Raw genomic sequence first — 14343 nt, forward strand, 5'->3', positions numbered from 1 at the left:
GCTTAAAAAGGATAGTCAATTATCCTCCTAGACGCTCAAGGCAACTACCAGTACGACAGGTATTGCAATTGCGCTTACTTTTGATTTTTTTGCTGCTTTTGTGAGTCCATCAATTTTTAATGTTAAACGCTCCATGATTTACCATTGCTTATTTACCCAGGCTACGGCTATGCCGAGACGAGATAAATCAGGGGTTTCTCCTTAATAAAACACTTCTTGGCGTTGATGGTTATTCCTACTTGCTAATTAATTCTATCATGTCACGGTGAATAAATTCGCCGTTGGCACTTCCTCCACGCATCTATTGCCAAGTGGCTTCCGTGCCTTTCGTTCTATTTGGTGAATGCGATTTTAACAAAATCTGATAGTCAATAAAGCCCCACCTTCAAGAATGGGGATTTCTCTTGTATTAGGTACTAATGTACTATATACTGGGTGAGTTAACAAGCAATTATTTAGGCTTGCTGATAGTCCCCGCCCTATAGAGGGACGGGGATTCTTGTTTCTTTGAAAACGGATTTTATGAAGTGGGTGGCTGTTCTGGGAACATACACTTATCAGAGTCGCAACCACTCGGTCCTGCTTCTGATAATTCTCCCAAGTCGTAACGACTTAGCGCCCCACAGAAATCATCTGTTCTGCGTCGGGCTTTGACTTCTTTAGATAAGCGTTCATAAGTGGCTTTGTCTATGGGTTCAAAGGGAAGACGGGGGAATGATTGCAAATCGTCAAACCGGGCTAACAGCGCGGCAGAAATATAGCCTTCATCATTTTGGATAGCTTCATAGATGCGTGTTCCCAATAATTCAACTTCCTCAGAACGGAGTTCTAAGGTAGCAGAGGTGTTATGGGTGACGTAATGACTTTGGACTTGCATCACAAAATCTAGTTGGGCTAAAACGGAAAACTGAGATACATCAATGACATCAGCACCGGGTAAATCAGCCCAAGATACAGCGACGGGTATTTCTACTAACCATTCTGTACAGCGAGGATCAAAAGGATCATTAAGTAAGTTGCCGTTTTCATCTTTGTCAGATTGGGAAGGGATGACGTTGTAACCATAATCTATACAAGCTAGGGCCACGGGGTCATTTTTGCCAAAGGTAATCCGACGAATGAATCTTTGAGCTTTGGGGGGATGCCAACCGGGAGATGCTCCTGTTAAGAGGGATTTGGTGCCGGCTGGTTGCACGGTAGTACACCGGTTGGGGCGTTTGATCTGATGGCGATCGCAATATTCCCACACTACTTTATGAACTACATCTTTCCAGAAGTTGAGATATTTTTGTTCACCACGTTTAAAAATCAGTCCTTGGGGGGTTTCTGGTCTTCCTGCTTCCCACCAGCGTAACCAATCTGTACCAAAAGCATGAACAAAGAAGTCAAATAAACCGGTAAATGATACACCGACAATGGGATCTAATTCCCGGCTGTATTGATAGCGGGGTTCAAGGAATTTGTGATTTAACAGGGCGACGACGGAAAGCGCACCAGCGGTAAATGCCTCTTCTTGTTCTTTATAGTTATCAGGGTCAAGTTGGTTTAAGTGTACCTCGGAAAGATTGCAGTTTCCAGTTAAGGTATTACCAAAAACACCTTTATGATATTCCGGCTCATTGAAACAGTAAGTATCATGTAATCCTGGTAGTTGTTCAACACTTTTCACAACTTGCCATTTACCTTTACACTTAGCGTCTGTACCTTTACTTACATTTAAACGCTGACAAGGAATTTCGCCACAGTCAGTTATTTGCAAGTAGTACAAATCTTGACTTCTGATGCCATAGTTGGTAACTGCCCCTTTATGAGCGCAAAGATTGACAGATGAACGAATACCACATTTGGTTAGTAGTAACTGAACTCGGTATGCTCGATCATAGTCAGAGATATAAATTCTGATGCCGTTGCTGTGTGTATTTGAGCCGTCTGTATCTGCTAAACCAGCGATAAAGTGCAAAATTGCTTGACGATTCCAACTAGCAATGACGTTCAGTGCTTCTGAATTTGTTTTTAAGCTTTTGAGAAATTCTCCAGAAAACCCTAAATCTGTGACATCTGTAAAAGTGGGTAGGTAGTCATAATCTCTGATAGGAGATTTATTTCCTGAGAGATTTAAAGCAGCTTTCTGTTCGTAAAGCCTAACTTTGGCATTGTTGTTTTGATCTGTTGTTCCATCTCCTACCGCTACTCCTAAAGTGTAGGCATAGTTGGAATCAATATTTAATCCATCTTCGTATTGAATTTTAAATGGTTCAGTGTGGATAGAATAGCGACTGGTATCCATCAAATCTTTTGTTTGAACTTCTTTATAATTCTTGCCAAATCTATCTTTGACAAAAAAGCGATGATACTCAGTTGCATCTAAATATGAACCATCTCCAAAACGCACGCGATAGAGAACGCGAGAACTACCAGTTTTCAATGGTTCAACTTGACTCCAGTTTTTACCGTTCCAAATGTCAATTTCGCATCCCACAACATCCTCAATTTTGTGCATTCCATCTTTAGTGATGAGCAGAGTATCACCACTTACGCAGTGAAAATTGCTGCCAATTATTTCTCCGCAATTGTGGGCAACAATGCCATTAGCATCAAATCGAGAAACCCCTGGTACAGTACAGTCAAAAACTGCTTCCACTCCATCAGGTATAATTTCCTTGATTTTAACTGCAAATCGCTCACGATTTAGTTGTCGTTTGTATCCACTAATTAATTCTTGCAAGCGATTAGCTTTTTGAGGTTCCTGAAATCCGATAATGCTTTGGAACGCATAGATATTATCATTGGTGATTACAAGCTCATGCTGTGCTTTGCAAAAATACAAGGCTGGTTGACGATTGCTATCAGGAAGATGACGATAGCTTTCACTACGACGCTCTTGATAAATTGTTGAAATAATACCCAATCGAGCCAGCATTCTTTGAACAATTTTCAAAGTTTCCAGGTTGCTTTGTGCCAGTCTGACACTAACACCTTTTTGTTGATTACCTTGTACACTACCATCAGCATCGAATAAGCCACGTAAGAAACCACGATAAAATTCATAGCTGGCTTCCTCAATTTTATCTGTTGGCATTTTGTGTTCTAAGGTAACACCATAATTAGCTGCCAATCTAGCTAACCCTGATGAGTTGATCACTCGATGTTTTAGCTGCTTATGGTAGTGTCCAGACTCTGTGGAGCCAGAAAAATCAACAGCCTTTTTGAGTAAAGTAACAGCATATCTTCCCATTTCTTCTTGAGTATCTTCCCAATATCGTAGATACGCTGTTTTACCCGATTGTGTTGAGGCAATACTACCATCACCAATGAGATTACCAAGCAACCAACCCTCATCAAAAGTACCAAAACTATCCCAAGGTTGTACCCCACGATGATTATGAACGAAAATATAATCACCAGGACTCAAATTTTCAGCTTCTACCCACTCGGAGTATTGCTTTTTCTGAGTTTGAGCAGTCACCTTAAGTAGCTGATGATTGCCAGTTAAACGCAATTCATAGCCCTCTTGAGTGATAACTTTTAATACGGGTTTGACTCCTGTAAACCAAAAGCCATCGGTTGTAGTGCTGAACAATTCTCCATTGACATACACACTCAACTGTTTACCTATCAAATCTTTAACAAGTCTTGCACCTTGTTCAGTGTGAACCCAAGTATCAGCCGTTATGCACGGATTTAAACCAAACCTACCTGTTCTATGTTCTAGCTCATTAGCATCAATTTCAGGATGGTATTCTTTTATCCATTGCTCGACTTTCCCTTGCTCGTAAGCCTGCAAAAAGTCTCTTTTCCGTTCTGGTGTATTTAATAAATCAGCATTAGCTCTAGCGACTGCTTCACCAGCCCATTGAATTGCCCCTTCACCGCTGTAATATTGTTTACGTACAGCAGCAATGGATTCTTCTAAGGTTGGTTTGCGGTGAAAGACTCTGGTATGGTTGGCCATCCGCAAAGAATCACGCTCTGGATCTATACGCCAGTTACCTTCTGCGTCTTGTTGCCATAAGTTATCTTTAGCAGTTGCGCCTTGTTCATCTTCAGAAATGAATTGTCTCATACCCGCGCTTCTGCGGATATTGCCAGCAACAATAGTGACAGCAGCTTCATCAATTAATAAGCAGCATTCAACTGAGTTTAATTGTCTGCCTATTGCCTTATTGAGAATAGAGGCGCAACGCTGATACAATCCAGGTAATTTTACAGGGTTAGCCATGCCGCCAAAACCTTTGAGGGTTTCCCCAGATTGGCGCACATCGCTAATATCAACAATTACCTGAATGTCACCTGTAAAGCGTTCATCCGTCGAAAGTTCTAAAAGAGTTTGATAGGATTTTACCCAACCTTCCCGGCTGTCTCCAACGTGGATAGTAGCGGTGTTAGCTTCTATATGGGTTTGTGTAAATTCACGCCGCTGTTCTTGGGGTGTGCTGCCAATTTCACCTTTAATGGTAATGTTTAGGCGATTACGGATAGAGGGAAGTTGATTAATATATTGTGGTTCGATGATCGCACCTGTACCACAGCCCATCATGGCTAGATCCATCATCAATCCAAAGGCACTCCAGTCTATAAGGTTGGTAGAGGTGCAGTTATAAGCACCGGAGAAGTTTTTGGGTTTGGTTAACCAATCTGTGCCACCAACCCACATCCAGCGACCACTGGGGAGAGATTTCATGTTTCGCTGCATCTTGTCTAAAATTGCAGCTTCTTCACGGGTGAGTTTTCCCAGTTCTACTAAACCGCGTAAAGTGCGATCGCACACCTGGTCCCATGTTTCTCTCAAACCTGCATCTGTCCGACGGCTGTAGGTTCTAAAAAACACTGGATTGGCTGCTGGCGCGGATTCTGGAAAAGTTGCACCCTGACGTTGACGTATGACTCCTACGTCGTCACGCAGGCTATCAAGTTCTTGAAGCATAATTTGAGTATGATTTCTTATGGACAAACTATGACTATACGCCAAGTAGATTTAGGATTAAAGATTGAAAAATTTACCACTTTGCGCTATAGCTGAGTTTGTGTCAATTATAACTATATTTTTGTTTTTAGGTTAAGTATAAGACCCTGACAGTGCATTATCAGGGTAATAGAATCTCAAAGTTTTATCTGTCAGTTTTCGTAGAATAGGCTATCTGTGTAATAATGCTGTTTGTGTAATTTTTGCGTTGACTATTCATCAAGCAGAGATAGTCAGTAAAGATGCCAATTCATTTGTATTAGTTACAACTTGATTTAATTGCTCACTGAAATAGATAACTTCATAATTAGGTGCAAGTTCTTTTTGTAGTTGTTTCCACAAACTAATACCTTCTTGTTCAAAAGCTGCTGCTGCTTCTGGACTCAAATCTGGTGAATTACCAGGATCTTGCCAATTTAATGTGGCATTATAAGCAGTTGCCCATTTTCTCAAATGGTTAATGGTTTCTTGGCTGAGGGGCAGTTTTGCTGGATCGATGTTACCAACTTTATCAGGATCTGCCCACCATAAAGGGTCGCACCCATAATCAGCCATTAGTTTAATTTTTATTGCCATAGCTACTACGGTGGAATTATGGTAATGAGGCTGGATTAGCTCCAACTATATAACCATTATCGCCTACTGTCACTGCTATATACTGCTTTTTTCCATTAAAATTTACTTCATAGATTTCTCTTCGAGGTTCTACTGTTCCTTGATAACCAAGAAACATTCCACTGATTACAGCAGCCATAATAACATCGGCGATTTCATCTTCAGAAATTCCCCGTTTGGCAAAGTCTTCTTGATGTTTCTCCAAAATGTGTAATAGTCCACTTCCTCTTTTCCCAGGTTTTCCCTCTTCTAAAAAGACAATTTTGCCGTCAGCTTGTTTAGCAATCTTGACTATTTTTTCAGAGGTATGCTTAATGCCAAGTTTGACAAGTTCCGATATTAAGGCTGATTTTTCAGCACTATCCATTTTTTCTCCTTAAATTGGGGGTAGTCTCACGCAAAGGCGCAAAGACGCAAAGAACTGCCAATTTAGCGTTACGGATTTACTACTTTGCGCTATCTACCGATTTAATATCTCATAGTTAAATATGATTCATTTGCCAATTTGGCTGTTTTTTGCAATTGACCACTTTGCGCTATGTCTTGTAATGTGTAAATTATGACTATATTTAAAAAGCATCTTACACCTTGGCGAAGTCTGATTACCCGCGCCCTACATCAAAACCGCAGCCTCGTTTATGCCCGTTATGTACAACTAGCAACAGTGCGAGAAAATGGCTTTCCTGCTAATCGTACCGTCGTCTTTCGCGGCTTTCTAGAGGATACCAACCAGCTAAAATTTATTACCGATATTCGTAGTGAAAAAGCTGAACAAATATCCAAACAATCCGCAGCGGAAGTTTGCTGGTATTTTCCCAACACCAGAGAACAATTTCGGATTACTGGAGAATTAATATTAATAAGTGCTGATTCTCACCCCCATTTACAACCTGCGAGAATTAAAATGTGGCAAGAATTAAGTGATGCAGCTAGGTTACAATTTGCTTGGCCTATTCCTGGTAACATGAGAGTACAAACACCAGAAGCTTTTACACCACCAGCACCAGACAATATTCAACCATTAGAAAATTTTTGTTTATTATTACTTGAACCAGTACAAGTAGATCATTTAGAATTGCGGGGTGAACCACAAAATAGATGGGTTTATTACCGCAATGAAAACCAAGAATGGTTGACTGAAGCAATAAACCCTTAATTTGAATTTTTGGTGTTTAACTTCCTAGATTCCCGCACCATCAAAGAATTCCTGAATCTGTTTATCTCTGATATTACAAAAATTGTGTTCTTTTGGTAATTCATCTTCTGGAAGGAATTTACCAACTAAAACCGGAGTTTTGGCGGGAGTTTGTAAAGCTTGAATTTGTGCTTCTAAGGCTTCAATGCGGTCAACTAAGGTGCGAATTATTTGGGCTTCGGAGTCTGGTAAGTTACTGTGTTCTAGAGGTGCAACCCGGACTCCAGAACGGTAGATAATGCGACCAGGAACACCGACAACGGTACAACTAGATGGTACATCTCTCAACACCACTGAACCTGCACCAATGCGGACATTATCACCAATTTCGATATTTCCTAAAACTTTTGCACCGGCACCAACGACGACATTTTCGCCTAATGTGGGGTGACGTTTACCGCTTTCTTTACCTGTTCCCCCCAGGGTGACACCTTGATAAATCAGCGCGTAGTTACCGATAATGGCTGTTTCCCCAATTACTACTCCCATTCCGTGATCAATAAATACGCCTTCACCAATTGTAGCCCCTGGGTGAATCTCTACACCTGTTAAAAACCGCGCAATGTGAGAAATCAAGCGGGGGAAAAAGGGAAGACCAAGACGACGCAACCAGTGTGCAAAGCGGTGGAAAACTAGGGCTTGCAAACCTGGATAGCAAAACAAAACCTCCAACCAATTCCGGGCTGCGGGGTCACGTTCAAAGATAATGCGAAAATCGGTACGGAGTCTAGAGAACATTGAGATAGTACCCTTGATAGCATAACAAGCTACTCTCTCATATTATCGTGACTTGGTAATTAGGGATTGGTAATTGGTAATTGGTAATTGGTAATTGGTAATTGGTAATTGGTAATTGGTGATTGGTGATTGGGGACTAAATCATCTATGCCTTAGTATCTAAGGCTTCTGGACTGTTAAAGTGGAGTTAATTCTGATTTGTTAATGCAGTTGTAAGAATACTCCGCTTTTGAGTGTTCCTGGTTCGCTGCTATAACTACTCACTGTCAGGGATTTTAAATTATCAAAAAGTGGCTTACCCAATACTTCTGCAAATTTTATCCAAGGTAATTGATGCTTGAGAATATCTTGACTATTTTCCCAGTCTAGATAAATATACCCTTGGTTGGGTTGGGGAATTGTCGCAATACTATTTTTAAATTGGGGATTTTCTAGGAGAGATTTTTGCTTTTGACTCAAAACTGCTGTTAGCGTCTTTAAATCAGAACTGAAAATTTCATAATTATCTAAGGTTGTATGCACTCCTTTAACTTTTGTGTCAACATTAATAGATGTGTTATTTTCACTTGTGGCTGTAATTTTTGTCCAAGCTGCTATTTTTTGTTGATCTAAAGTTAGGGAACTAACGTTAAAACCACTTCTACTGGCAATATTATTTAGATGTGTGATTCCTGCTGCTAATTCTGGGTTTTTTTCGACGACAAATAACCAATGAGGGGTTGTATTTTCTGAATTGGGTAATAAGGCTAAAGCGTATTCTCCTGTTATCCAATTGAAAATATCTTCGCTAAAGTTTAAATTCCAATTGTTTTGGATTTTTACTAAGGGTTGTAGTAATCGAGAAATCCCTTCTTCACTAGAACCGTAAATGCTTGCTGTTACTTGTTTCCACAGTTTTGCTATATCGCTACTACCTAATTTATTCAAATTTGTGCCAGCGATCGCTAAAGCTGTTGATTCTGGAATATACTGTAATGCTCCTACAGATTGAGATAGGGGTAAAGATGAAGGTACAACTGGGGAATTTGTTAAAAATGTACTTTCTGTGAGCAACCCTTGGGAATTTAAAACGAAGGAGAGAATTTGGCTATTATAAGTTGATTCTGCCAATTCTAATCCTTGCCATTTACCAACTTCGGGCAAATTTAAGAAAGTCACAGCTACAGCATTTTTAGAGATTTGTTGAGCAGCTTTTTGATATTCTAGAGAACTAATTAAGTTTAAATCTGGTGCTTGTAAATTATTAATTGCTTCTTTGATAACTTGAGGATGATTAGCCAGCAAAACAAAATTATTAACAACTGCACCTGCTAAACTATTTTGGGTTTTTAAGTCTGGTGCATATTCGGGATTATCAGAAATAACCTTGACACCTTTGTAACGTTCAATTCCTAAATTAGTCCCACTAAAAGCCCGGTTAGAAAATAATAATTCCAAAAACTCACGGCTTTTCTCTGGTTTTGTAGTTGCAAGTGCCATTAAATACCCGGTTTGTAGTCCGTTGTCTGGATCACGGTCTATATCTATGGTAGTTGCAGCTAGGGTAATTTCATCACCCAACCAGGGTTTAAGATCATTTGAATAATCTATATTATTTTTTGTCAATAGACTATTTTTGAGTTGAGAAAATTCTCCTTTTGCTGCTATTGTCTGTAACCCGTCGGGATTGACCAATAATGATACCATTGCTGGTGAAGACTTGGAGACAAATATAGCCGCAGCGGGTTGAGAGTTGCGAACGACAAGACTAACTGGACTTTTCCCCGAAAACCAGGAGAATTTAGCTACGCAAGCTAGTATAAGCGTGACTATGCCAGCTATAAGGAAACCAAGTTTAATATTTTTTGTTACGTGTTGACTGTTCACATTCTTTATATTTTTTAGTTTTTCTGCAAACATGAATAGTATAGGATTTTTTAGAAAAACTGCATGACAAATACATCATTTGATCAACCCTTTTCCGAAATTACTGTTGAGGAACTAGCCAAACGGCTGAAAAATCACGAAGGAACGCTTCAGTTAATAGATGTGCGTGAACCCCAGGAAATTGCTTTATCACGGCTAGATGGTTTTGTCAATCTTCCTTTGAGTGAATATGAGCAATGGAGTGAACAAGTGCCTATCCGCTTTGATATTCATGCAGAAACTCTTGTTCTCTGTCATCATGGTATCCGCTCTGCTCAGATGTGTGGGTGGTTAGTTACTCAAGGATTTACAAATGTTAAAAATATTAAGGGTGGGATTTCCGCTTATTCGATTTTAGTTGATCCTTCTGTGCCGCAATATTAGGAAATTGTAGGGGCGCAGGAATTATCTGCGCTCAAAGTTCAAATTCATCGAGTTTAACTCTCTTCTAAAGGTCGTTCTAAGATTAATTTATAATATCCAAAAGCTTCCCCTTTAGGACTGACAGTAAAAGGCATTAAAAGACCAGCGATTGAATTTCTAATTAAATATTTAGGTAACAAATAAATAAGTATTTTCACTTGCCAAGACAAGGAAAAAAGTTTCCAGGATAATTTTTGTAATTTTAATAATGTCGGCTGAATTGCTAAAGAAATATCTTCAATAGTTTGAATTTGAAAGCCAATTGATTGGACGATAGCATTCCAATCATTAATTTCTGAAAATCCATGACGAACTGCCATTGATATTTCTACAAGTTGAGTTGCGGTTTGCAGTAATTTAGGGAGTTGTGTAAACTTAATTTTACGATAACCATCGAAGATAATTAATTGTCCACCTGGACGCAGCACCCGAAAAATTTCTGCCAGTGGTGTTTCTGCTTCAGAGGCGTGACATAAACACTCAAAGGCAAAAACAATATCAAAGGATTGATCTAAAAAGTTTAGGCGATTAAAGTTACCTTCTTGAAAAGATAGATTAGCAAATTTATCGGCTTTGCGACGTGCTATTTTAATATGCGATGGTGTTAAATCAATGCCAGTGAAATGTACTTCTGGATACTGCTGGGCTAAAAAACAGCTATTAAATCCTTTACCACATCCTAATTCTAAAACGGTCTTGGCATCAAGTTTACGAATTTGTTCAGCAACTACTCGTGGTTGAGCATAATAACCATCTGGATCAAATATACCATCAGGGTTTAATGCCATGTGGATAGCATCTTGTCCAGAGTGATAGATTTGATAACCCCACTCGCTTTGGGTGTAGTAAGATATGGTAGCATCTGCATCAAATTCTTTTAAAACAGCCTCACAATCAAAAAGCCCGTCAATTTTGGCGATCGCATCTGCTAAAGTTAGTTGACTAGTCTGTGGAGCATACTCTGGTTTTGATCCCCCAGTCAGTAGTTTAATAATGATATTTTTCAAGAATTTATTTGCTGCCATAAGTATTTGCAAAAATATGATTAAATTACTATAGCAGTCCTATTGCGTAACTGTCAGCATTCAGCTATCAAATAAACATTTCCCTAGTACACAACGGGGTAAGTCAATCAACCATTAAAAATTTGACAAAAGCTTGTGTAATCTGCTTTTTTAATTTTTAATTTTTAATTTTTAATTCCGCACTGCGGTTCCAGCATGATTCTAGGCGGTTGGAGATTAATTAGGTTGAAAACCACATCTATTTTTTTGTTTTGGTTTATCGGTGTCAAGGTTAATTTGCTGCTTAATATTTCTTAATATAACTTTCTTGACTGAATTGACATAGATTAATGTATAATCACAAAAGAGACAAATAAAAAAAACCAACCAATAAGCCAAAAAGCTTACTGCATTGGAATTTCGGGGTTATAGCGCAGTTGGTAGCGCACCTCAATGGCATTGAGGGGGTCAGCGGTTCGAATCCGCTTAGCTCCATTAGATTATAATATTTTGAAGTTTAGGATGATCATTGAGCGAAAATATGGAATTATCCATCTATCTACACGGATAATTCCATTAATCTGTGAGCCTAAAACCCTTGTTATACCCTAAAAGAAATTCTCAGGAATTTGCTTGCTATTTCTTACTTGCCTAAACCATCATATCTGTTTGGGTCTTTTTTCTCTTTTTTGTCCTTGGCATCTTTCTTAGGCTTTTTAGTTTCTTTATTACCTTTTTTTTCCTTAGACATCAGTATTACCCAACTAAGTTTACCCGTTAAAGCTTCCACATTCTGCTATTGGTAAATCAGGGCGTAGCTTACCTGATACCCTTTGAAAACAGCAAGGAAAGCATTAAACATTTACACTACTAACCACCATGATACATTGTTATTTGATTTTGTTATTAATTTAATTAACTATGATACAAAACTTTAGATACCCGGTTACTAGATTTAATTGAGATGCTCACTTCTAGATTCTGTTTTATTCTCTTCATTCATTATATCGGTATAATTGAATTTTATAACTTATCAGGTAATAATTAAATGACTTCATCGGTAGATATTCTCATTCTTTCCAATGGACCAGGAGAAGTTACAACTTGGGTACGTCCTGTTGTCAAAGCATTGAGAGAACAATTAGGACATGATATTTCTCAAGTAAGAATTTCTGTAATATTATCACCTTGTCCCCATGCTAGTGGAAAAGAAGCTGCTATAGCGTTGGGCTACCCAGAGGTTGATAGAGTTCAAGCAGCAGCAGATTTTTGGCAATTTTTACTATGGGGAAAAACCGCAGAAAATTGGGATTGGAGAAATCAAGGTGCAGTGGTATTTTTAGGTGGTGATCAACTTTTTCCCGTTCTTATTGGTAAGAAGTTAGGATATAAAACAGTAGTTTACGCCGAATGGTCAGCGCGTTGGCACAATTTTATAGATAAGTTTGCAATTATGAAAGCTCAAGTTGCGAAAAATGTTTCTCCTAAATATATAGATAAATTCACTGTTGTTGGTGATTTAATGTTAGAAGCAGCAGAGAATGAAATAACATCTAAAATTGAAAATCCCAAATCCCAAATTAACATTATTGGCATTTTACCAGGTTCAAAAGCAGCAAAATTAACCCAAGGTGTACCTTTAACTTTAGCTATTGCTGAATATATTCACAGTAAATTACCCCAAACAAAGTTTTTTATTCCTGTTGCACCAACTTTAGATCTATCAACTTTAGCTGATTTTGCTAAACCTGAAAATAACCCATTGGCTAAAGCTTTTAACTTTCAAGGTGCTGATTTAATAGGTGATAATTTGGTGACTTCCACAGGTTTAATAGTAGCATTAAAATCAGAAAATCCCGCTTATCATTTATTATCTCAATGTTCTATTTGTTTGACTACAGTTGGTGCAAATACCGCAGAATTAGGTGCATTAGCTGTCCCGATGATTGTCCTATTACCAACTCAACAATTAGATGCTATGCGTTCTTGGGATGGTTTACCAGGAATATTAGCAAATTTACCGGGAGTAGGTTCTAGTTTTGCTAAATTAATTAATTGGTGGATGATAAAAAATAAGGGTTTATTAGCTTGGCCGAATATTTGGGCGCAAGCAGAAATTGTTCCAGAATTGGTAGGTAAATTGCAACCCGAAATTGTGGGAAAAATGGTTTTAGATTTGTTAGAAAATCCCGAAAAATTAGCAGCTATTCGGGATAAGTTACGCAGTGTTAGGGGTGAAGGTGGGGCTGCGGAAAAGTTGGCAATTTTGGTAAAAGAAGAGTTATTCTAAAAATGTTCTATTTGATATCTTTAATGATTACTCAATAGTAAATTATTAGCTATTGAAAGGAGCTAAATTTACTCTTCCCCTTGTCTGCGTCCTAGTTCATAAACACCAGCACCCATACAAGCAAGTATCCCAATGCTAATTCCCCAACTATTACCTAAACTGATATCTAAAATCCAGTTAGATAAACCACCAAATATTAAAAACGGGAAAATGCTAAATAGTGAAGCATAGAAGGAATTTTGCGCTTCTCTGGCTTTGCGTGTCTTTTCAAATTCTGACTGACTGGTATAAAGGGACTGTTCAGCAAAATTGAACCAGCGATTGAGTTGTGTCGTTACCCATTCTCTAACTTGGGAAAAACTCAAATATAATGCTAAAGCCCATAAACAAGCTCCAGCGATGGCAACTGTATCTAATTCAACGCGAAAAGGCAATATGTCAAACATGGCATGGGTTAACTCTCCAATTCCTAATTTTAGCTTTGATCGGGTGCTAAGTGCCACTATGGTAGAGATTGATTAAGTAGCAATTCTAAAAATGATGGTGACAGCTTGATTTTTAGTTAATTTTCTGACATCTAACTATCTTTGCTCCTTTGCGCGAAACAAAAAAGTGATTCCTTTAAACTTGAATTAAGACTTAATTGCTGGTAACGCTACACCTAATAAACTCAAATTCAGAACATGACCACCCGTAACCAAATAAACAGGTTCACAAATAGTCCCTAACTGTCGAACTAATGCACCCAAGCGATCGCGGAATTTGCGCCCCATAGGATAAGCTGGAACTACACCCCAACCAGTTTCTTCCGCCACAAATATCACCTCAGCCGCAACTAACGGCAGAATTTCCAGGAACTCCCTCACAGTATTTTCCCAAACTAAATCATCCTCTTCCAGAAAATTAGCCACCCAAGTTCCCAAAGAATCAACCAACAGGCAAGTATTAGGCTGAGATTGAGCCAACGCAGCAGTCAGTTCCCCAGGTACAGACAGAGTTATCCAATCTTGAGGACGACGTTGTTGATGTTTTTGAATCCGTGCAAGCCATTCCTGATCATCTGGATTTTGTGTAGCCGTGGCGATGTACACTACAGTTTTGCCGGAATTTATCGCCAAATCTTCCGCCCATTCACTTTTACCAGAACGGGCTGCACCAGTCACCAAAATCACTTTACTCATCATTTGATCATATAATATTTAAACAGAAA

At 38.8% G+C, this 14343-nt stretch carries 12 protein-coding genes and 1 tRNA gene; 4 read left to right on the forward strand and 9 right to left on the reverse strand.

Annotated features, from left to right (window positions below):
- Positions 1 to 520: 520 nt before the first annotated feature.
- The 3 genes from nrdJ to AN490_RS12400 form a co-directional block, all read right to left on the reverse strand.
- Positions 521 to 4924 (reverse strand): ribonucleoside-triphosphate reductase, adenosylcobalamin-dependent, encoded by a 4404-nt coding sequence (gene nrdJ, locus AN490_RS12390; protein WP_300003587.1) that lies wholly within the window; start codon positions 4922 to 4924, stop codon positions 521 to 523.
- A 258-nt stretch (positions 4925 to 5182) separates the two neighbouring features.
- Complete coding sequence (locus AN490_RS12395; protein WP_300003589.1) at positions 5183 to 5539, reverse strand: hypothetical protein; 357 nt, start codon at positions 5537 to 5539, stop codon at positions 5183 to 5185.
- A gap of 16 nt (positions 5540 to 5555) precedes the next feature.
- The gene (locus AN490_RS12400) at positions 5556 to 5945 is read right to left on the reverse strand and encodes a hypothetical protein (RefSeq protein ID WP_300003591.1); all 390 of its coding nucleotides are present in this window, start codon (positions 5943 to 5945) and stop codon (positions 5556 to 5558) included.
- Positions 5946 to 6137: 192 nt separating this feature from the next.
- On the opposite strand from AN490_RS12400, the gene AN490_RS12405 reads away from it, so the two are divergent.
- Positions 6138 to 6734: an Npun_F5749 family FMN-dependent PPOX-type flavoprotein gene (locus tag AN490_RS12405; protein ID WP_300003593.1), complete on the forward strand. Its 597-nt coding sequence runs from the start codon at positions 6138 to 6140 to the stop codon at positions 6732 to 6734.
- Between the two features lie 24 nt (positions 6735 to 6758).
- On the opposite strand, the gene cysE is transcribed toward AN490_RS12405, so the two are convergent.
- Complete coding sequence (gene cysE, locus AN490_RS12410) at positions 6759 to 7511, reverse strand: serine O-acetyltransferase (RefSeq protein ID WP_168652303.1); 753 nt, start codon at positions 7509 to 7511, stop codon at positions 6759 to 6761.
- A 201-nt stretch (positions 7512 to 7712) separates the two neighbouring features.
- On the reverse strand, positions 7713 to 9410 hold the full coding sequence (locus AN490_RS12415) for a DUF3352 domain-containing protein (protein ID WP_300003595.1): 1698 nt from the start codon (positions 9408 to 9410) through the stop codon (positions 7713 to 7715).
- 30 nt (positions 9411 to 9440) lie between these two features.
- Here AN490_RS12415 and AN490_RS12420 point away from each other — a divergent pair, with 30 nt between their 5' ends.
- The gene (locus AN490_RS12420; RefSeq protein WP_300003597.1) at positions 9441 to 9800 is read left to right on the forward strand and encodes a rhodanese-like domain-containing protein; all 360 of its coding nucleotides are present in this window, start codon (positions 9441 to 9443) and stop codon (positions 9798 to 9800) included.
- A 53-nt stretch (positions 9801 to 9853) separates the two neighbouring features.
- Here the strand turns inward: AN490_RS12420 and AN490_RS12425 are convergent, their stop codons facing one another.
- Positions 9854 to 10864, reverse strand: coding sequence for a class I SAM-dependent methyltransferase (locus tag AN490_RS12425; protein WP_213714286.1), 1011 nt, complete (start codon positions 10862 to 10864; stop codon positions 9854 to 9856).
- Positions 10865 to 11265: 401 nt separating this feature from the next.
- Here AN490_RS12425 and AN490_RS12430 point away from each other — a divergent pair.
- Positions 11266 to 11338: transfer RNA gene (locus AN490_RS12430), tRNA-Ala, on the forward strand.
- 148 nt (positions 11339 to 11486) lie between these two features.
- On the opposite strand, the gene AN490_RS12435 is transcribed toward AN490_RS12430, so the two are convergent.
- A complete protein-coding gene (locus tag AN490_RS12435) occupies positions 11487 to 11633 on the reverse strand; it encodes a hypothetical protein (RefSeq protein ID WP_158310534.1) in 147 nt (48 codons plus the stop codon).
- A gap of 258 nt (positions 11634 to 11891) precedes the next feature.
- On the opposite strand from AN490_RS12435, the gene AN490_RS12440 reads away from it, so the two are divergent.
- Positions 11892 to 13133, forward strand: coding sequence for a lipid-A-disaccharide synthase (locus AN490_RS12440; protein ID WP_300003602.1), 1242 nt, complete (start codon positions 11892 to 11894; stop codon positions 13131 to 13133).
- A 68-nt stretch (positions 13134 to 13201) separates the two neighbouring features.
- Here the strand turns inward: AN490_RS12440 and AN490_RS12445 are convergent, their stop codons facing one another.
- Together AN490_RS12445 and cobU are read right to left on the reverse strand one after the other, a co-directional pair.
- Entirely contained in the window at positions 13202 to 13579 is a 378-nt protein-coding gene (locus tag AN490_RS12445; protein WP_015080556.1) for a hypothetical protein, read from the reverse strand.
- A 186-nt stretch (positions 13580 to 13765) separates the two neighbouring features.
- Complete coding sequence (gene cobU, locus AN490_RS12450) at positions 13766 to 14314, reverse strand: bifunctional adenosylcobinamide kinase/adenosylcobinamide-phosphate guanylyltransferase (RefSeq protein WP_300003634.1); 549 nt, start codon at positions 14312 to 14314, stop codon at positions 13766 to 13768.
- Positions 14315 to 14343: the final 29 nt, after the last annotated feature.

The sequence above is a fragment of the Anabaena sp. AL09 genome (genome assembly GCF_001672255.1).
In the GTDB taxonomy this organism is placed as follows: domain Bacteria; phylum Cyanobacteriota; class Cyanobacteriia; order Cyanobacteriales; family Nostocaceae; genus Dolichospermum; species Dolichospermum lemmermannii.

What these genes read in the sequence shown, in the direction of transcription:
- nrdJ (WP_300003587.1), bottom strand. Translation starts at nt 4,924, where the DNA reads ATGCTTCAAGAACTTGATAGCCTGCGTGACGACGTAGGAGTCATACGT.
- AN490_RS12400 (WP_300003591.1), bottom strand. Translation starts at nt 5,945, where the DNA reads ATGGATAGTGCTGAAAAATCAGCCTTAATATCGGAACTTGTCAAACTT.
- AN490_RS12440 (WP_300003602.1), top strand. Translation starts at nt 11,892, where the DNA reads ATGACTTCATCGGTAGATATTCTCATTCTTTCCAATGGACCAGGAGAA.
- AN490_RS12405 (WP_300003593.1), top strand. Translation starts at nt 6,138, where the DNA reads ATGACTATATTTAAAAAGCATCTTACACCTTGGCGAAGTCTGATTACC.
- AN490_RS12425 (WP_213714286.1), bottom strand. Translation starts at nt 10,864, where the DNA reads ATGGCAGCAAATAAATTCTTGAAAAATATCATTATTAAACTACTGACT.
- AN490_RS12420 (WP_300003597.1), top strand. Translation starts at nt 9,441, where the DNA reads ATGACAAATACATCATTTGATCAACCCTTTTCCGAAATTACTGTTGAG.
- cysE (WP_168652303.1), bottom strand. Translation starts at nt 7,511, where the DNA reads ATGTTCTCTAGACTCCGTACCGATTTTCGCATTATCTTTGAACGTGAC.
- AN490_RS12395 (WP_300003589.1), bottom strand. Translation starts at nt 5,539, where the DNA reads ATGGCAATAAAAATTAAACTAATGGCTGATTATGGGTGCGACCCTTTA.
- AN490_RS12415 (WP_300003595.1), bottom strand. Translation starts at nt 9,410, where the DNA reads ATGTTTGCAGAAAAACTAAAAAATATAAAGAATGTGAACAGTCAACAC.
- cobU (WP_300003634.1), bottom strand. Translation starts at nt 14,314, where the DNA reads ATGAGTAAAGTGATTTTGGTGACTGGTGCAGCCCGTTCTGGTAAAAGT.
- AN490_RS12445 (WP_015080556.1), bottom strand. Translation starts at nt 13,579, where the DNA reads ATGTTTGACATATTGCCTTTTCGCGTTGAATTAGATACAGTTGCCATC.